Annotated in this window: 15 protein-coding genes; 2 read left to right on the top strand and 13 right to left on the bottom strand. The window is 46.6% G+C overall.

Translation table 11 applies throughout. The annotated features are described in order from the left end of the window. Positions 1–92: 92 nt before the first annotated feature. A complete protein-coding gene (locus MKX59_RS07555; RefSeq protein WP_023989896.1) occupies positions 93–1,478 on the bottom strand; it encodes a polysaccharide deacetylase family protein in 1,386 nt (461 codons plus the stop codon). 179 nt (positions 1,479–1,657) lie between these two features. Between MKX59_RS07555 and MKX59_RS07550 the strand changes: the two genes are divergently transcribed. Continuing rightward, positions 1,658–2,812, top strand: coding sequence for an AI-2E family transporter (locus MKX59_RS07550; protein ID WP_023989897.1), 1,155 nt, complete (start codon positions 1,658–1,660; stop codon positions 2,810–2,812). Here MKX59_RS07550 and MKX59_RS07545 read toward each other — a convergent pair. The 12 genes from MKX59_RS07545 to MKX59_RS07490 all read right to left on the bottom strand — a co-directional run bounded on the left by MKX59_RS07545 (position 2,800) and on the right by MKX59_RS07490 (position 16,281). Beyond that, a complete protein-coding gene (locus tag MKX59_RS07545) occupies positions 2,800–4,575 on the bottom strand; it encodes a peptidoglycan D,D-transpeptidase FtsI family protein (RefSeq protein WP_076265322.1) in 1,776 nt (591 codons plus the stop codon). The genes MKX59_RS07550 and MKX59_RS07545 overlap by 13 nt on opposite strands. An 85-nt stretch (positions 4,576–4,660) precedes the next feature. After that, positions 4,661–4,783 (bottom strand): hypothetical protein, encoded by a 123-nt coding sequence (locus MKX59_RS07540; RefSeq protein WP_023989899.1) that lies wholly within the window; start codon positions 4,781–4,783, stop codon positions 4,661–4,663. Positions 4,784–4,885: 102 nt separating this feature from the next. Continuing rightward, complete coding sequence (locus tag MKX59_RS07535; RefSeq protein WP_023989900.1) at positions 4,886–7,135, bottom strand: methyl-accepting chemotaxis protein; 2,250 nt, start codon at positions 7,133–7,135, stop codon at positions 4,886–4,888. A 224-nt stretch (positions 7,136–7,359) separates the two neighbouring features. Next, positions 7,360–8,691, bottom strand: coding sequence for a peptidase U32 family protein (locus MKX59_RS07530; protein WP_013311519.1), 1,332 nt, complete (start codon positions 8,689–8,691; stop codon positions 7,360–7,362). 32 nt (positions 8,692–8,723) lie between these two features. Further along, positions 8,724–9,653, bottom strand: a complete 930-nt coding sequence (locus tag MKX59_RS07525; protein WP_076265323.1) for a peptidase U32 family protein — start codon at positions 9,651–9,653, stop codon at positions 8,724–8,726. Positions 9,654–9,664: 11 nt separating this feature from the next. Continuing rightward, on the bottom strand, positions 9,665–10,693 hold the full coding sequence (gene mltG, locus MKX59_RS07520; protein WP_076265324.1) for an endolytic transglycosylase MltG: 1,029 nt from the start codon (positions 10,691–10,693) through the stop codon (positions 9,665–9,667). Between the two features lie 94 nt (positions 10,694–10,787). Then, positions 10,788–11,093 carry a DUF1292 domain-containing protein gene (locus MKX59_RS07515; protein ID WP_013311522.1) on the bottom strand — a complete coding sequence of 102 codons (306 nt, stop codon included), beginning with the start codon at positions 11,091–11,093 and terminating at the stop codon, positions 10,788–10,790. Beyond that, entirely contained in the window at positions 11,090–11,392 is a 303-nt protein-coding gene (locus MKX59_RS07510; protein WP_023989904.1) for a DUF1292 domain-containing protein, read from the bottom strand. The genes MKX59_RS07515 and MKX59_RS07510 overlap by 4 nt, the downstream gene beginning before the upstream one ends. Positions 11,393–11,405: 13 nt before the next feature. Beyond that, the gene (ruvX, locus tag MKX59_RS07505) at positions 11,406–11,822 is read right to left on the bottom strand and encodes a Holliday junction resolvase RuvX (RefSeq protein ID WP_014282932.1); all 417 of its coding nucleotides are present in this window, start codon (positions 11,820–11,822) and stop codon (positions 11,406–11,408) included. A gap of 9 nt (positions 11,823–11,831) precedes the next feature. Then, a complete protein-coding gene (locus tag MKX59_RS07500; protein ID WP_007431624.1) occupies positions 11,832–12,092 on the bottom strand; it encodes an IreB family regulatory phosphoprotein in 261 nt (86 codons plus the stop codon). 136 nt (positions 12,093–12,228) lie between these two features. After that, a complete protein-coding gene (gene alaS, locus MKX59_RS07495; protein ID WP_053325956.1) occupies positions 12,229–14,862 on the bottom strand; it encodes an alanine--tRNA ligase in 2,634 nt (877 codons plus the stop codon). A 351-nt stretch (positions 14,863–15,213) separates the two neighbouring features. Then, the gene (locus tag MKX59_RS07490; RefSeq protein WP_023989907.1) at positions 15,214–16,281 is read right to left on the bottom strand and encodes an AI-2E family transporter; all 1,068 of its coding nucleotides are present in this window, start codon (positions 16,279–16,281) and stop codon (positions 15,214–15,216) included. A gap of 211 nt (positions 16,282–16,492) precedes the next feature. On the opposite strand from MKX59_RS07490, the gene MKX59_RS07485 reads away from it, so the two are divergent. Then, complete coding sequence (locus MKX59_RS07485; RefSeq protein WP_076265326.1) at positions 16,493–18,466, top strand: methyl-accepting chemotaxis protein; 1,974 nt, start codon at positions 16,493–16,495, stop codon at positions 18,464–18,466. Positions 18,467–18,479 lie beyond the last annotated feature (13 nt).

Below are 18,479 nucleotides of genomic sequence, written 5' to 3'. Positions count from 1 at the left end.
GCCAAGATAGGATTACTTTATAAACAGCTAAAAGTCCTCTCGACCCTAACAAAGGATCGAGAGGATTTTTTTATTAGGTCATTAGGTTTAGCCTATTCAGTCATTTCGCTGTTGAGTGTATGGACATCATCTCTCTGTGCTGTTTGCTCAAGAGCTTCGTCTAAGCGGTGTAAGTCTCCCTGATGAAAACGGTCAAACAAGGTATCCATTGGCATCACAATCAGTTTCGGTACCATTACATCTTTTTTTTCACTCAATTGCTCTGAACCCAAAGGATGGATAACACGAAATAACAGCTTTAGATATACAGTGGACACATGCTTAAACAGTCCTTTGGGAAGCTCCCGAACTTGAAATCCCAACTTCTCTGGTCCCCGATGAATCATACTTACTGCGTATATCGCCTTTACACCCTTCATTTCAGAATCATGTACAATGCGTTGGGCCAGATCAGGAAGTTGTTTTTTTACAATCCGAATTAATTGAATAGCTAGATGTACCATCGACTTTGCCGTCGAACCCAATTGAAATAACTTTTTATTATCAAAATGAAGCTCAATTATCGGGTCCCCTTTTTCTAGCCACCTGCTGTTCTCCATATTTACATTTGGCCCATGATAGATACGGCGACGATAATAAAAGATCGTATCCTCCTTGCTTACGGGACGAAGACGAAACAAAACATGGAATAGCCGCTCATACTGGAGCCATCCAAATACCAGCGTTCTTTTTAACCAGCCCGTACTGGACATCTCGGAGGCAGTAGGTTTATTGACAGACTGACGGCAAAACAATGTATCCACCCGTACGCTGCGTAATTGTCGTTCTTGGGCGACCCTCAGCAGCTTCTCCAGTGCGATTAGCATATTCTGGGGCGCTTCCGCGTCTGCCCCCAATGTCGTACCACAGTCATGGAGCAGCATCACCTCGCCACCCCTTAGCTTTTTGAGCATTCTCTCCGCCAATTGTTTCGCTCCAATGCTGGCCTTCCAATCCCCGAACATGGAGGACCATAATACGATTCGACGACCATGGGTGTTGGAAATATCAAAAAAGTTCACTATCCCCCAGGGTGGACGATAAAAGGTCGTTCCCTCGCCAGTTACTCGACGAATGACTGACTCTGTCTGAGCAATTTGTCTTCTGACGGTAACAGGCCTCATAAGCCAATTCGATTTGTGCACATAATTATGAATACCGATTAGATGACCTTCATCATGCATGCGTTTCAGAAGCTCAGGGTGTTTTTCTGCATTCATCCCAACAACAAAAAAAGTAGCCTTGGCATCAAAACGCTTCAGTAAATCAAGCAGCTGTGATGTATACACTGGATCAGGGCCATCATCAAAGGTGAGTGCATATTCTTGCTCACTTTTGCCGCGCGTGAACACCCGGAAACCAAATATACGACTAACCAGCGCTGGAATAAAAGCATAAAAAGTTGAAATGTAAAACATCCATAACAGCAGAGTCTGCACGTTTTATCCCCACTTTTCTATTCTGAACTCCCCAAGCAGGCTTCCTGAGGAAAACTCACTTACTTATATATTATCACAATGAAGCAAACATGCCGAGATTTCGCTATTGCATATGGTCAGCATTGAGGTCCAATTTAGTGTACAATAAATAAAAATCTAAAAGGAGTCGTTGTATACATATGCTTCCATTGTACAAAAAATATTGGCGTACCGTTTTTGATATCGGTTTGATCGTATTAACCGTGTATTTAATTATGTTCGTATCCAGCAAACTGTATCAACTTGCCGCACCTGTGTTCCTTTCGTTCGTCGTGTTCTGGTGCATTGAACCTGCTGCCCGTTATTTTCATCGGAAAGGAATGAAAAAGCCTTTTGCCTCCGCACTCTCCGTATTGCTATTTATCATCCTCTTACTTGCTATTTTTTTCGGATTGGGCCTGATTCTGGTTACGCAATTTACGAAAGTCGCGCAAAACCTCCCACAATATACTCAGATTATCCAAGCGGAATTCACGCGATATCTTCATCTTTCTCAAGATAAAATCGCTGCTTTACCTCCGAGTGTTACTGAACGTGTGAATGATTATTTTGCGACTGCCACCACCATTGCTACGAAGTGGGCACAGCTAGGATTATCCTTTTTCATACAGTTCCTCAGTTCTTTCACTGTTTTTATGGGCAACTTTGCCATTGCCATCATTTTAGCGTTCTTTTTAAGTATGGAAATTAATCTTTGGAAGGGCATTGCTCGTAGTAAAACACCCAAGACACTAAAAACTGCTTACCTTTTTCTAAAAAATCACGTACTTAAAGCTATCTCCGCTTTTCTCAAGGCTCAAGCTCTACTGGTAGGGATTACCTTTGTTCTCGTATTTATAGGTTTACTCATTTTGCAAGTGGATAATGCCCTCTCATTGGCGCTCGTGGCAGCTTTGTTTGATATTCTGCCCTTGCTGGGTGTGCCTGTTATTTTTATTCCGTGGGCCGTGTATCTGTTCATCACAGGCAATACCGGCCTGGCTGTAGGCCTGCTTATTGTCATGGCTGTGACGGTGATCGTCCGCCAGCTGGCAGAGCCTAAAATCACTGGTAATTCCATCGGTGTTTCATCTGCCTATCTGATGCTTTCCTTTGCCATTATATCGTTGTCCATCTTTGGACTGGCCGGATTAATCCTGTCTCCCATTCTGATCATTTTGCTCAAGGAATTGTGGCAGCAAGGCTATCTGCAGAAATGGATTCGGTTTCCGACAGAGGAATTTGACGAGCCCCCGTTTATCGTAAAAATCCAGGAGGAAGATCGTGAAGCTACTCGTGGTACTCAGGAGGATTGAGCTAACAGATCCATTACTTGTCCGAACAATGCTGTAGCTTGGTTTGCAGAATGCGTTGAAGCATTTTGCACAAGGACGGCGACCGCATAACGAGGCCGCTCTATCGGACCATAGCCTATAAACCACTGATGATTGATAGGGTGACCGTTCTTTAAAGCTTGGGCCGTACCCGATTTGCCGGCCAGATTCCATGATTTATTACGCAAGGAGGCACCAGTTCCCTGTGTCACAACCTTTTCCATTGCTTCACGAAGCGTGCGAGCCGTCGATGTGTGAATCGAGCGGCTGCCCTCGGGTGAAGATGCAGCATGAGCAGGTAGTTCCAGTAAGGTGCTACCGTCTGCGTAGCTAATGCGTTTGACAATGCGTGGTGCATGTACTTGACCATCGTGCAGCAAGGTGACGATGAGATTGGCAGCTTGGAGAGGCGTTACCAGCACATCGCGCTGACCGATAGCTGTCTGTACACGTACGCCCGGATCAGACGCGTTCGTATGGGAGCCGAATACGGCTCCCTTTTCTTCGTGATCCAGCGGTCTGAATTGAGGTAGTCCCGCAAGATTCCGCTCCTGCCAGCCCACAGTTCGGCTCAATCCCAGTGCAGAGGCTGTGGCCTGAATTTGCTTAGGATTAAGCCGTTCGCCGAGATGAGCGAACACACTATTACAGGATACGGCAAGCCCTTCCTCCAGGTTCAGGGTACCGTGTCCTTCTTTTTTCCAGCAAGCCAAACCGTACTTGCCATAAGTTCCATGACAATGGAATTGTTCCTGCGGTTGGACAACACCTGATTCAAGTGCAGCAGCAGCCGTGACCAACTTAAAAATGGATCCAGGCGTTATCGCCTTGAGGGCACGATTAGACCAGTCTGTTTTTTTCTTAGGATCAACATGACTGGGATTATAAAAAGGGCGAGACACCATCGCCAGTACATCCGCGTTGCCTGCATCGAGCACTACCACCGCCCCTTCTGCCAAATGACTAGATTCCGTCAGCTTTTCAATTTGTTCCTGTATAGGCAGATCAATTGTAGTCTGCACCTGTAAAGGATAGTGACCATTGGATGGAGCACTGACACGCAACGGTATATGAGTCAATGGACGACGCTGCGCATCTACAAATCGGGAGACGAACGTTTCACCGACGCCGCTCAGCAGCGGCTCCAGCGTTCTTTCCAGCCCGGCTGCCCCCATCGGCAGTTCACTCGCTCGGTCGGCACGTTCATACAGAAAGCCAAGCCATTGCCTGCCATTGGGCAAATCCCTGTAACGTTTCGCATAAGGTACAAGCTCAATAAGCGAAGGAGCTAGCTTCAGCAGCTTGCCTGCTTCATTCGGATTGATTTGTACGGGCTCTCCGCGCCCATCTCGCCATATGAGCGGGGATTGCAGTCCTTTCCATCGTGTCAGTAGTTGCTTTTTATTCGTACGCAGTAGCTTGGCCAGTTCTTCGCCATGTAAAGCCGCTTTGCCATCTACATCGGGAAAAAGCACTGGCGCCCATACGACTCCGCCAGTCAAGGGTTGCCCATGCCGGTCCGTAAACTGTCCACGTCCAGAGTCGATAGAAATGCCCTCCTGTCGCTGACGTGCTGACATTTCCTTAAGCGAATGCCCCCCATAGACGGACATATAAATGCCCGCTGTCCCCTGAATCCAAGCCAGTCGGAATAATAAAATCAGCAGTAGCGCCATCACCCCCAAGCCCATATATGCAATTCGACGTTTTCGTATGAAACTGCTACCACGCCTCGGCACACCCATCCTTCTTTCATCTTTTTTCCAGTAGTATGTCCTGTAGTTGAAAAAGAAAACCCACTCAACTTTTAACGTGAATGGGTTTCCGAATTTATTTGTATCTTGTGATGTCTGCTTCTGGGCTCCAATTTAAAAACTCGTCTAACGAATAAAAAACCGTAATAAAAATGGTAATGGCCAGTACAACCCACGCTACCTTTGTGTTTGTATTCATCTTTTGCTTTCCTTCTTGAGGGATTTTTAAGCACATCTACTAATAAAAAGTACAAAACCACGGAGATCAGTGACAATCCTGATTTCCATGGTTTTGTTATATCTACACCGTAAACCGCGAAAGCTGTTCCTTCAAGTTCACTGATACTCCTTCCAGCTTATCCGACAAACCTACCAGTTGATTACCAATATTAGCCTGTTCAGTGCTGAGCGAAGCGACTTCCTGCGAAGTAGCTGAGGATTGCTCGGCTACCGCACTTACATTGGTCATTGCCTCGGACAAAGTGGTCTGCGATTCACTCAGATGATGAATGGAGGCAGTGACCGTTCCCAATCGTAGCGCGAACTCTCCCATTTGCTGCTGAACCGATTGGAAAATGTCCGTTGTTTCCTGCACGGCTCCCATCTGTTCCCGGAACAGCGGGTACACCTCAGATAATGCCTGTACCGTTTCATTCATTTCATTGACGATGTTGTTAGTAATGCCTGTAGCCGTACGAATAGCTTGACGTGATTGTTCAGCCAACTGCCGAACCTCATTAGCTACCACCATAAAACCACGCCCAGCCGTCCCCGCTCGTGCTGCTTCAATCGTCGCATTCAGTGATAGAATGTTCGTTTGTTTAGCAATATCCTGTAATACGTCCAGCACCTTAAAGACATCGGAAGTTGTCTTCTTCAGTTCATCTACTTTGCCCACCAGAGCATGCGTAGTTTCTTCCGTAACCTTAGTCTTGCTCAATAGATTTTTCAGCTGAATGGTCCCTTGTTCACTGGATTGTTCAACTTCTTGTGCGACCAGACTCATTTCATGATTGGAAGCCATAACCGTATCCATTTGCTGAGATATATTCCCGGTAAGTCCGCTGCCACGTTCAGCCTCTGTTGCCAAACTGGCGGCGCCATGAGCAATCTCTTCCGTTGCTGCTGCAATTTCTTTGGCTGAAATGGCTGTCTTCTTCGAGGCATCGCCTAGTTCCGTCGCTGTATTCAGAACCTCCTGAGCTGAGGCATTCGTCTGTTCTACCAGCAATGTAATTTGCTCCATCATCGTATCAAAGCTTTCTGACAATTGCCCAATTTCATCCTGAGCCTTATAGTTCGTTCGGATTTGCAAGTTGCCTTTGGCACCTTCGACCATTAAATCCTTCAGATGTGTCAATGGCCGAGCCACGAGGCGCACGATCCACAGGCCAATGAACAATGCAATGAGTGCAGCCACTGCGGCAAATATCCATGTTGTAGTTAGTATCCCCTTAGCGTCTTTCACCAGCTCAGATACAGGTACTACACCCACGAGAATCCACTTGGAAGTTCCCAGTGTATTATGAACCGCAAGCACACTTTGCTTTTTGCCGTCTGCTTCCTGCTCCATAATTTGATTTCCTTCGATCCCTTCAAGCTTGGACACGTAATCCAGCTTTGTCTTTCCTCCTGCCAAGCCCTCATTGTTAGAACCTACAAACTCACCCTTGTCTGTCACAAGACTAATCATACTGCCTGAACCCAAATTAATACCTTTTAACTCGTCCTCTACCGCACTGGACTTTAAATCCATAACCAGAACATAAGTCCCTCCCAACCCGGACATGCTGTTCATGGAGCGTGCCAGACGAAAGGTCTTGCTACCATTGTCATTCACCTGCGTAGGTAGCCAAACAATTCCTTTGTTTTTCAAAATATCCTTAAACCACGCTTCCTGCCGTACATCCTTTTGTGTTCCGGTGCCCATAGCAGCTAAATTGGTTTCTTCCGGGTACAAGTACATTGAATCAATCGCTTTATTCGTAAAAGCAAGATTCGTTAGCTTCTTATTCACTTCGCCCATAGCAACAAAAGATGCAAAGGGATTTTTATCTTGCTTTACAGCCTTTTGCAACTGATCACTTAATTCAGTATCGAAAAATACCTGTGTCGACGTGTCTTGAAAGCGCTCTAGAATAATATCAAGCTTTTCTGAAGTTTGCTGGACGGTCTGCTGATAAGCCGTAGCTGCATTTTGCTCAATCGTACTTTTAGCCTTGTAGTATGAGAGCATCCCCAAGCTGACCACAAATAACATAATTGCCGCAAAAAAGATCAGAAACAACTTCATTCCAACCGAACGTATCGGATTATAGTTTTTGACCAAATGCATGAAATCTTTACTGTACCTTTCTGGCTTAAGTAAACGCTTTAAATTGTGTGTACCTTTACGAGTCGCCTTAGCTACCCAGGGGGCAACCTTCGAAGACACCGCAACCTTTTGTTCCTCTTTATCCGTTGTCACTTTACTGCCTTTCAAACCCTGCATTTGATCCGTTTTCTTGGGTTGCCTTTTTGCTGTATTCCCCTCTTTTTTCCGTAAACCCATTTCTCTCACCTACCACCATATAATTAGTTTCTAATTCCACGTCATCCATTATGTATCTATTATCTATATAACTTCTATCGGAACTATTCGACAAGGAATGTAGCTTTCCTTTGAGTATCAACTAAATTTTGTGAAACTTTTTTCCTAGAAAACTATTCAAAAAAAAGCCTCTCCAACCGATAGGAGAGGCTTTTGAATCTTTTCACCTGTGACTTAAGGCTTATTTACTTCTTTTTACGCATCATATCAAAATACGATACGGGCTGATCTACCTTCATTCTAATTCGTTGAAGCGGGTGACGAGCAGCATCCAATTCGTTGCCTTCCTCATCCCAGATCGTTCCGACCGTTTGTTTAAAGAATGTTCCGTTCGGACCGAAAAATTCGATTTCATGCCCTGGTTTAAAATGGTTCCGTTGTTGAATGGTTGCAATGCCACTCGCGGCATCGTAGTCCATGACCAGTCCGGCAAAATCATAAGGGACTGCCTTTTCTTCCGGCTCATAAATATGGTCTTCATGATCCGGTGTATCGTAGAAAAACCCTGTATTCAACGGACGATTGGCTGCCTTATTAATTTCTTCAATCCATTCTGGTTTGAGCACATAATTTTCAGGATCAGCCATATAGGAATCAATCGCTTGACGATAGACATTCACGACGGTAGCCACATAGTGAATGGACTTCATACGTCCCTCCACTTTAAAGCTGTCTACACCTACATCAATCAGATCAGGGACATTTTCAATCATACACAGATCCTTGGAACCCATAGAAAAGGCATTATCGCTCTCTTCGAACAGTGGAAGCTGGTTAACACCGAGCTGGAACTGTTTCAGTGCATTGCTCTCCTGTGCCTCTTCCTCAGATATCCAAACCTCACCTGGGCGGGCATCCTCAAACAAATCGTATTTCCAGCGGCAAGACTGACAACATCCCCCACGATTGGAATCACGGTCTGTAAAGTGATTGGACAACACGCAGCGGCCGGAAAATGAAGAGCACATCGCGCCATGGACGAATGCTTCGATTTCGATGTCCACATGCTTTTTAATTTCTTCGATTTCCTCCAGACTGGTCTCACGTCCCAGTACCACACGCGGTAGTCCCTCGTTTTTCCAAAACTTTACCGCTTGCCAGTTCAGTGTGGACTGCTGTGTACTCAAATGCACTTCCAATCCAGGAACAGCACGCAATGCCACGGATACAATAGCCGGATCAGCGACGATAACGGCATGAATTCCTGCCTCGTACAGATTGCGCAAGTATTCTTCGATTCCGGCAATATCCTCATTATGGGCATAGATATTGGTGGCTACAAGCACCTTAGCACCGTACTTGTTAGCAAATTCTACACCTTCGCGCATTTCTTCAAAACTGAAATTATCGGCGTTAGAACGCAGACCATATTTTTGTCCACCAATATATACAGCATCCGCGCCATAGTGAACGGCAAACTTCAGCTTTTCCAGATTTCCGGCAGGAGCTAATAGCTCCGGCTTATCCAGACGATTCCGTTTACCTATATATTTTCTCGTTTTGGTTATCGTCCCCATGACGTTCCCCCCTCTGTGAATTCATTTTAAAATTAATAAACCTGCTCTTTATAGAAAAATCCGAAGGAAAGTTCCCGTTCCGGATCTTGAAGACGGCGAACTTCATCCAGCCAGCTTTCATCATAAGCATAAGCATCCGGGTCAGCTGTATAATTATCTATGGCTTTACGATAAGCACGAACAACCGCCTCATTGTAAGCCGTAGGTTTCAATAAGCCCTCGATCTTAAAACTATGCACGCCCGCCTCCATCAGAATATGCAGGTCCTCCATGATACAAAAATCATCTGAACTCATAATATGTGTCCCATTAATATCCTCGTAGATGGGGAACTTCTCTTCCTTTCGCTCTGCTTCAATCAGAAACAAGCCGCGCCCTCTACCCAAATCGCCTTCTACATTACGTCCCTGGTGCAGCATGTAACTTTGAACAAGCTTACGCTTGGAGTGATAAATATTGGTCATGCCATGTACCTGAACCTGTGCTTCTATGTTCAACTTTGGTATCATTTCGGTAATTTCATCCATACTGAGCTCACGAGCCAAAATGACCCGGGAAGCTCCTTTTTCACCCCAATAGTTGGCGGTTGCGAAGTTGGTGGAGATCATCTCACCGTTCCAGAACAGCTTAAGATGCGGGGCGTACTCCTTCACGGCCATGAGCACTGCGGGATCATTAAACTCAATGGCGTCTATGCCGCATCCAGCTAGGGTCTGCACATATTCGGGAAGGAGCGGCAATAGCTCGTTCGTCATCAAATTCGTCATGGATACGTATACCTGCGCCGTATGCTTCCGTGCCTCTTCCACCACTTCACGGATTTGGTCCGGTGTAAAATGTCCCGGCAGCCGCATTCCAAAGCGGTCATCTCCAATAAGTAATGCAGTAGCTCCAGCCTCCAGCATATGGCGGGCATCCTCCGAAGAGCTGGCAGTTGCCAGTAGTTCGGGTTTGTAAGCCATAGGCTCACCTCCTAATTTGTCTTACGGTTACTTACCTGAATGTTATGCAAATGTTCTTTATACGTTTTGGCAAACAAATGTTCATGTGTCCCATCTTTTTTGGTCACGTAAAACAAATAATCTGTAGCTTTCGGCTGTAAAGCCGCTATCACTGATTTCAGACTGGGACTTGCAATCGGCCCTGGTGGAAGTCCCTGATGCATATACGTATTATAAGGGCTTTCCACAGCCAAATCCTTGTAATACAGCCGTTCCTTTTGCTTATCCAGCATATATTGAACTGTAGCATCAATTTCCAGCTTCTTATCCTGTTTGAGTCGGTTATAAATGACGCCAGCTACTACAGACCGCTCATCTTCCACAACCACTTCGCGCTCTACTAGAGAAGCAACTGTCAGCAGTTGATGCAGCGTTTCACCCCGTTGTTTTAGCTTCGCATCCAAATCGGAAACAGTTTCCAACCGCTTTTGTGTCTGTTCTAGCATCGCCTGTATAATATCTTTGGCCGTGCTGCCCTTTTTCAGCTCATAGGTTTCCGGGAAAAGATAGCCCTCCAGCGCATAGCGAAGCCCCGCCTGCTTTGGAATGTCCCGCACCAGCGCGACGTCAAAAGCGGACGGATCGTTGGCCAGCTGCAAAAATTGCTGCCGGTCTGCCAGTCCTTCCTTTTGCAGCTTATCAGCCATCTGTCTAATCGTAAAACCTTCCGGGATTGTAAAACGAATCATTTCCTCTTTGACAACATCTCCAGCCGATAACTTAGTAATCAACTGATCAAAGGTTGCGCCAGGCTTCGCCTCATATTTTCCGGCCTGAAATCCGCTTCCTTGCTGTTTGAATTTTACATAAGCCTTAAACACGAGCGCATTACGTATAAGTCCCTTTTGCTCCAGCGTATCTGCAATAGCCGATGTTCCTGTTCCCTGCACCACCGTAAAAGCAACGGGTTGTGTTTGGGGCTGAACAGGCTGCATGGCATTCCAGATATAGAGGGCTGCACCTCCTGCTATAATGATAAGCAGTAGAAATAACGTAAACATCCTTGTCCTTCGCTTCACATCCACCCAACTCCTTCACAGCCAAAAAGGGCGGACTGGTCCGCCCTTTCAGGTTTGATCTCATCGTTATCCAGACTTACAGTTCTTCCGGCAACGTACATTCGTCGTACAGCTCGGAAATATCTTCCCACTCATCATCATCTTCAATGGTGGTGATGGAGATTTCGCCGTCTGTGGATGAGCTTACATGGTAAAGTTCATGTTCGCCAACAGCAGCCCCAGGTCTACGCAATACGGCGTACCGTTGCTCACCTACCTTGAACTCTGCTTCCAATTCCATGCGAATCGCATGGCCCTGTTCATCCTGCAGCTCTACATCGCCGTCGAACGTTTCCTTCAAATCAGAGGTCCAACTCAGGTCTTCACGTGAATAGCTCGTCATTTCCCGTCTTCCTCTTCATCTTCTTCTACAAATGTATTAAAGGTCTCTTCGACGATTTCCCATTCGGCATCGTCTTGGATCACAAACAATTTAATATCATCGCCTTCTTCCTCGTAACGGAAGGCGTACACATCGGACTCATCAGCTTCAGGGTCCACTGGCGCAACCATCATGTACTTCGCTTCGGAACCATCTACCTCAAACTTCATAATGACCTCGAACTCTTCCTCGTTGCCCTCGTCATCGGCAATATAAATAATTTCCGGCTCTTCTTCCATACCCACTTGATTTTCAGCCATTACGAAATCCCCCTCACCTTGTACTGTGTGCGTCCAAATAGTTTTGCAAGATCAGGCTTGCGGCCAGTTTATCTACCACCTGCTTGCGTTTTTTTCGGCTGACGTCGGCCTCCAGAAGCGTACGCTCCGCCGAACGCGTCGTCAGCCGTTCATCCCAAAGGTGAACGGGTAAACCCAGTAACTCCTTGAGTCGGTTCGCAAACTCGATGCAAATCTCACCGCGTGGACCCACGGTTCCGTTCATGTTTTTTGGCAAACCTACAACAACCTCGCCCACCTCATTGTCACGAACTAAATTTGCAATTTTACCGAACTCACTGTCGTCACCGCGTCGTTCTATGACTTCCAATCCTTGGGCGGTCCAGCCGAAGGCATCACTTACGGCGACCCCAATTCGGCGATCCCCGTAATCCAATCCCATTACTTTCATGCCTGTCTCCTAACGGTGCTTGGCGAGATAGAAACGAACCAACTCTTCAATCAACTCATCGCGCTCTTTTTTACGTACCAGGCTTCTGGCATTATTATGCCGTGGCACATAAGCCGGATCACCGGATAGCAAATAGCCGACGATTTGATTGATCGGATTGTATTCTTTTTCCACCAGCGCATCATATACGGTCAACAAAATCTCCTGTGCAGAAGCTTCCTTCTCATCTGCCTTGACATTAAATTTGACCGTTTTGTCCATGGAATCCATTGTTGACACCTCGCTTCCACAAAACATGTGTACATGTTTATGCCAGCTTATTCTTTTACATCATACCATAAGCAAAGCCCTACAAGGAAATATCTAAGCCCGTTTTTTCCCAAAAATCCGCAAAAATTATCGAACTTTATCCTTGTGAGGCTGCCGACACCAGTTCATGCGCACGTTGAAGTGCTTCGTCCAGCTTGCTGGCATCCTTACCACCGGCTTGCGCCATGTCAGGTCGTCCGCCACCACCGCCACCGCATACGGCAGCAATTTCTTTCACGAGCTTGCCTGCATGAAGTCCAGCCTTGGTATGCTCTGCCGGAACTGCTACGACAAAATTAACTTTGTCGTCCATTGCAGCGCCGAGCACCAGCACAGCAGCCGGAAGTTTCCCTTTCAGTTCATCAGCAATCGCACGCAACGCATCCATGCTGGAAGCCTGCACGCGTGCAGCCAACAGCTGCACCCCGCCTACTTGCACGACCTGATCGGTCAGCTGGCCCGCCTCAATAACGCTCAGCTTGCTTTGCAGCGATTCATTTTCACGACTGAGGTCTTTAATTTGTTGCTGCAAAGATTCGATACGCTTTGGCACCTCAGACAGCTTGGATTTTACAAGCCCAGCTGACACCTTCAACAGCTCTAATTGACCTTCCATATATTCAAAGCCAAAACGTCCGGTCACCGCTTCGATACGACGTACACCTGATCCAATGCCGCTCTCGCTGACAAGCTTGAACAAGCCAATTTGCGAAGTATTGCTGACATGACAGCCACCGCATAGTTCAATGCTGTAATCGCCTACCTTAACGACCCGTACGATATCTCCATACTTTTCACCGAACAGCGCCATTGCTCCGAGAGCCTTGGCTTCATCAATCGGTTTCAGTTCAATACTAACATCCAGTTGGCTCCAGATGGCACGGTTTACACGCAGTTCAATATCCGCCAGCTCTTCTGGTGTAATGCTTCCAAAATGGGAGAAGTCAAAACGCAGACGCCCAGGCTCTACCAAAGAACCCGCTTGATTGACATGGTCACCCAGCACTTCTTTAAGCGCTTTGTGAAGCAAATGCGTAGCCGTATGGTTTTTCTCAATTTCTCCACGTGAAGCTTGATCTACTTCTGCTTTCACCGTATCGCCAACGTTCAGCTCACCGGCTTCTACAACAACCTGATGCACATGCTGACCTTGTGGCGCCTTAAACAGCCCTTCGACCTTCGCAGTTACCGTACCTCCACGCAGCAAGCCTTGGTCACTGACTTGTCCTCCGCTTTCGGCATAGAAAGGAGTCACATCCAGCACGACCTGACAAGACTGCCCTTCACTAACACTGTCCACCAGTACATCTTCATATACAATCGCCACTATTTTAGACTCAGTTACGAGGTCATTATATCCAACAAATTCACTTTTAACCGCCAGATCGGACAAAGCTCCGCCCTGAATCTTCATGCTCGCGCTGTCCTGATGAGCATCACGGGCACGTTTTCGTTGCTCCTGCATCGCTTCATCAAAACCTTCACGGTCTACTTTCAAGCCCTGCTCGTCCGCATAATCCTCTGTGAGATCGAATGGGAACCCGTACGTATCATACAGTTTGAAAGCATCTGCTCCGCTAATGACATTGCGACCTTCGGCCTTCGCCTGAGCACTGATATCGGACAAAATTGCCAATCCATCTGTCAGTGTTTCATGGAAGCGTTCCTCTTCCGTTTTGATCACTTTAATGATGAAATCACGCTTGTCCACTACCTCAGGGTAATACACACCCATGACATCCCCAACGGTTTCCACCAGCTCAAACATAAATGGACGGTTCATGCCCAGCATTTTTCCATAGCGCACAGCCCGGCGCAGCAAACGGCGAATCACGTAACCCCGTCCTTCATTAGAAGGCAGCACACCGTCACCAATTGCAAAAGCTACGGTGCGGACATGGTCAGCAATAACTTTAAGAGCTACGTCACTGTCCACATTTTCGTTATATTTTACTCCTGCCATCGCGGCTGTTTTTTGGATTAGTGGCTGGAAGATATCCGTATCAAAGTTGGAATCCACATTTTGCAAAATGGATGCAAAACGCTCTAATCCAGCCCCTGTATCAATATTTTTGTTCGGAAGCGGCGTATAGCTGCCGTCTTTGTTATGGTTGAATTGTGAGAATACGAGGTTCCACACTTCCAGATAACGCTCATTTTCTCCCCCCGGATACATTTCAGGGTCCGTCATGTCGCTGCCGTAGGCTTCGCCACGATCATAAAAGATTTCCGTACAAGGTCCACAAGGGCCTTCACCGATATCCCAGAAGTTATCTTCCAGTTTGATGATACGCTCGGCAGGAAGTCCAACTTTTTCGTTCCACAGCTTGTACGCTTCCTCATCCTCAGGATACACAGTTACAGCCAGACGTTCTGGATCAAAACCAATCCATTTTGGATCCGTCAGAAACTCCCATGCCCATGTAATGACTTCTTCCTTAAAATAGTCACCAATGGAAAAGTTGCCGAGCATTTCGAAAAAGGTGTGATGGCGGCGCGTTTTACCGACATTCTCAATATCGTTCGTCCGGATACATTTTTGCGAATTGGCAATACGTGGATTTTCTGGCTTCACACGTCCGTCAAAATAAGGCTTAAGCGGTGCCATACCCGCATTAATCCACAGCAGGGAAGGATCTTTATGTGGAACAAGCGGCGCGCTTGGTTCAATCACATGTCCCTTGCTTTCAAAAAACTCCAGCCATTTGGAGCGGATTTCACTAGCTTTCATATAAGTAGCCTCCTAATTATGGTGTCACTGGTTCCTGGCACAGGCCATAAAAAAACAGAAAAACGCCCCTGAACGGATCAGGGACGATTGTATCGCGGTACCACCCTGGTTAACGCCGTCCCCTCTGTACGAAATGCCCATGCGCAAGCTGCACACCAACATTTGCTTAACGGACGATCGATCGCCTTGTTTTCACTGGTAACGGGAGCATCCCGGCGGGTTCAGCCCGCACTTCGAAATGAGCTTTCCCTACTGGATAAACACATTTAAACATACTCAACTCAGTATATCCGTGTCATTTAGCCGTGTCAACGCGATTTCAGACAAGATACATACGGTGTATGGACAAAATCAGATTGTTTTCCGCTTCACGTAATAAGCAAAAAAATGCTGAAGTCCTACCTTTAAAACTGCCATCACGGGAACCGCTAAAATCAAGCCGGTAATTCCCGCAATTTCCCCACCCACTAGCAGAGCGAAAATAATAGCTATCGGATGCAGATGCAACGTTCGTCCCACCACCTGGGGAGAAATGACATTGCTCTCCAACACTTGAATACAGGTGTTAACGACCACGACCAAAAGCACCATTTTTAAGGAGACCGTAGAAGCCATGACTACTGCCGGAGCGGCTCCCAAAAAGGGACCCAAATACGGAACGATGTTAAAAATCGCAACCACTCCTGCCAGCAACAGCGCATAAGGCATGCCAATGAGCATATATCCGAGATAAGCCATCACTCCAATAATGACGCATACCAGTAATTGTCCCCTGACATAGTTGCCAAGCGCCTGATCAATTTCCTTAAGTACCGTTACAATCGCCTTGCGACGAGAACGCGGGAGGTAAGACACAATCGTCCGCTCGAACACATCAAAATCCTTCAAAATATAAAAAATGAGGAACGGTACAATGAACACATTGAACAGCATATTGATCATCCCGCCGATGTTATCCATAAAGTTAGAAATCCCTGTTGCCATCCGATTCTCTAGTTGGAAAAACCATTGATTCATACCCGTTCGCACCCCTTGGGGCAAAATGCCGCTATCCATATTCGTCATTAATCCTTGTGCATGCATGGTCAGCTCAGGCAGATGCTCATTCAGCTCATCTAGTTGTTCAATGAACATCGGAATCAGGTTCATCAGAATCACAACGAGACTGGCTAAAAACACAGCATAGATGAGCAGCACAGCTACGCTTCGAGGCACCTTGCGACCGCCCAGCATACTGACAACCGGATTAAGTACATAGGAGATGATCATCGCTACCGCAAACGGAGCAATGATTGTTTTCAGAAATTCATACAAATGCAAAAACAAAGGTCGCAGCAGCCAGATAAAATATAGAATGACAAGTCCCAGCAGCGTCCATATTCCGTACCGGAACAGTCTACTTTTCGTTAATTGCTCCATTTCGTGCCCCCTTACTGGACTAGCCTCCTTTAAGTATATGCCTGTACCTCTACTTTAATCCTTCCCGCGAGTCTGGAATGCCCCATAGATTACCATTGTAAAAAAATGATGAAAACGGATGAAAACAATTAACAAAGTCATTCCATCTGACGATATAAGTACAAAGCACTACTCTAAGTTTTCACATTTCTGAAACATCGGGGGTCGTTACATGAACTTAAAAATCAAGCTTATTCTCCTTTTCACTTGCATTGTTATCGTTGCAGCTGGGCCATTGTCGATCATTAGCATGACAAGCGTTAAAAATCAGGCCAATCATGATATCGAAGAGCTTATGAACAGCAAAACCTCCGAAACCGTCCATCAGCTCGACGGATGGATAGGTGGTAATGCCAAAATTATTGAAACATTGGCTGCAGGTCTGGAATCCAGCGATATTTCATCAGATGCCAAAGCCGTATCTCTGAAGGCAGCTTTTCAAAACTATAAAGATCAAAATATTTCCAATATTTACGCAGGCTTTGAAGATGGAGCCTACTGGGATGGATCTGGCTGGTTTGAAGCAGGTTATGATCCTCGCGCTCGACCGTGGTACAAGGATGCCAAAACCAAGGGAGAAATGTATTACTCGTCCCCGTACATTGATGCAAATAGTACGAATTTCACCATTTCTATTGCGAAGCCTCTCAAAAATTCGAATGGCTCCGTCACTGGTGTGGTCAGCGAGGATATAATGCTCAACGATATGACAAAAATAATTAAAAGCATAGACCTGAACGGATTGGGCTACGCATTTTTGATTGACCAAAATGGAGCCGTGATCGCGCACCCAGACAACAAGCTGGCTGGCAAAAACCTCAAGGACAATCCCGAGTTGGGTTCATCAACCGCGGCCCTGCTGAGCGCAGCTTCGGGAGAAACAGACTATAGCTATAATGGTAGTGACCGTCAGCTTTATTTTAAAAAGATGCCTAGCACAGGCTGGATTGTAGGGTTGTCCATTTCCAAAGATATTGCTTTTCAGGAGTATTACTCCACTCGTAATATGTTGATTATAACGGTTGCTATCATCTTGGTTGTCGCTATGCTGCTGGCGATCTGGGCGGCAAACAACTTTATTAAGCCGATTCGCAGACTCCAAGCGAATGTCAAACGTATAGCTGAAGGCGATATGACCGCTCGTGTGGATGTTAAAGGTAAAGATGAAATTGCCAGCCTGGGGACAGATTTTAATATCATGTCTGATAATCTCTCTCACCTGTTGCGCAAGGTATCAGATACGGCGGGCGATGTCAGCTCAGCTTCCCATGATATGCATCAGCACGCTAAGGATACTGGAACCATCGCGTCACAAATCTCCAGTGCAGTTCAGGAGCTTGCCCAAGGAGCGAGCGATCAGGCTGAAGCTGTATATTCCGGCTCTGAGAAGCTGACTCACATGACAGGCTCCATCGACCAGATTGGCGAAAGTGTTAAACGGACCCAAACTGCCGTTTTCGAAACAGATTCTGCCGTGCTTGCAGGGTATGAAACAGCAGAACGTCAAGCGAAACTGGCCGCCGAGTCCAGACAAACGACGACTGCGGCAGGAGAAGCCGTAGATTCGCTCGCGCTGAAAACTCAGGATATTGAGCGGCTGGCCGGGGCCATCCACGATATCGCCGCACAAACAAACCTGCTGGCCCTCAATGCATCCATCGAAGCGGCACGGGCCGGAGAACACGGACGAGGTTTTGCCGTCGTCGCGGGAGAAGTGAGAAAGCTGGCTGAGCAAGCGGGCAGTTCCAGTGACAGTATCATGAGTAAGCTGGAAGAAATTAAAATTGCAGGAGTACAAAGCGCGGAGGAAATGAAGAAGGCTCTTGCTGTAACTGTAGAACAGGAGCATGCTGCCATTGCAACGAGACAGGCGTTTGAATCCATTCGTGGGGCTTCTCAGCATATGCTTGCCCAAATTGAGGACGTTACCGCTGCTACAGATCATCTCCGTGTGAATGCTGGACATATTTCCGATGTCATTTCCAGCGTTGTCGCTGTTTCTGAACAAAGTGCAGCATCTACAGAGGAAGTGGCTTCCTCTGTGCAAGAACAAGGTCATGCCATGAACAATATTGCCGACCTTTCTGCCAAACTCGATTCTCATGCAGATCTTTTATTGGAAGAGGTCAAACGCTTTAAATTGTAGAACTAACCATCTT

Origin of the sequence: Paenibacillus sp. FSL R7-0340 (assembly GCF_038002205.1) — a bacterium.
In the GTDB taxonomy this organism is placed as follows: Bacteria; Bacillota; Bacilli; order Paenibacillales; family Paenibacillaceae; genus Paenibacillus; species Paenibacillus polymyxa_B.
The sequence above is the reverse complement of the archived record's forward strand: the minus strand, read 5'-3'. Positions and strand labels throughout refer to the sequence as shown.

Bases quoted from the DNA above. Each gene is read 5' to 3' on its own strand.
- MKX59_RS07550 (WP_023989897.1), top strand. From the start codon at position 1,658: ATGCTTCCATTGTACAAAAAATATTGGCGTACCGTTTTTGATATCGGT.
- MKX59_RS07545 (WP_076265322.1), bottom strand. From the start codon at position 4,575: ATGGGTGTGCCGAGGCGTGGTAGCAGTTTCATACGAAAACGTCGAATT.
- MKX59_RS07540 (WP_023989899.1), bottom strand. From the start codon at position 4,783: ATGAATACAAACACAAAGGTAGCGTGGGTTGTACTGGCCATTACCATT.
- MKX59_RS07535 (WP_023989900.1), bottom strand. From the start codon at position 7,135: ATGGGTTTACGGAAAAAAGAGGGGAATACAGCAAAAAGGCAACCCAAG.
- MKX59_RS07530 (WP_013311519.1), bottom strand. From the start codon at position 8,691: ATGGGGACGATAACCAAAACGAGAAAATATATAGGTAAACGGAATCGT.
- MKX59_RS07525 (WP_076265323.1), bottom strand. From the start codon at position 9,653: ATGGCTTACAAACCCGAACTACTGGCAACTGCCAGCTCTTCGGAGGAT.
- mltG (WP_076265324.1), bottom strand. From the start codon at position 10,693: ATGTTTACGTTATTTCTACTGCTTATCATTATAGCAGGAGGTGCAGCC.
- MKX59_RS07515 (WP_013311522.1), bottom strand. From the start codon at position 11,093: ATGACGAGCTATTCACGTGAAGACCTGAGTTGGACCTCTGATTTGAAG.
- MKX59_RS07510 (WP_023989904.1), bottom strand. From the start codon at position 11,392: ATGGCTGAAAATCAAGTGGGTATGGAAGAAGAGCCGGAAATTATTTAT.
- ruvX (WP_014282932.1), bottom strand. From the start codon at position 11,822: ATGAAAGTAATGGGATTGGATTACGGGGATCGCCGAATTGGGGTCGCC.
- MKX59_RS07500 (WP_007431624.1), bottom strand. From the start codon at position 12,092: ATGGATTCCATGGACAAAACGGTCAAATTTAATGTCAAGGCAGATGAG.
- alaS (WP_053325956.1), bottom strand. From the start codon at position 14,862: ATGAAAGCTAGTGAAATCCGCTCCAAATGGCTGGAGTTTTTTGAAAGC.
- MKX59_RS07490 (WP_023989907.1), bottom strand. From the start codon at position 16,281: ATGGAGCAATTAACGAAAAGTAGACTGTTCCGGTACGGAATATGGACG.
- MKX59_RS07485 (WP_076265326.1), top strand. From the start codon at position 16,493: ATGAACTTAAAAATCAAGCTTATTCTCCTTTTCACTTGCATTGTTATC.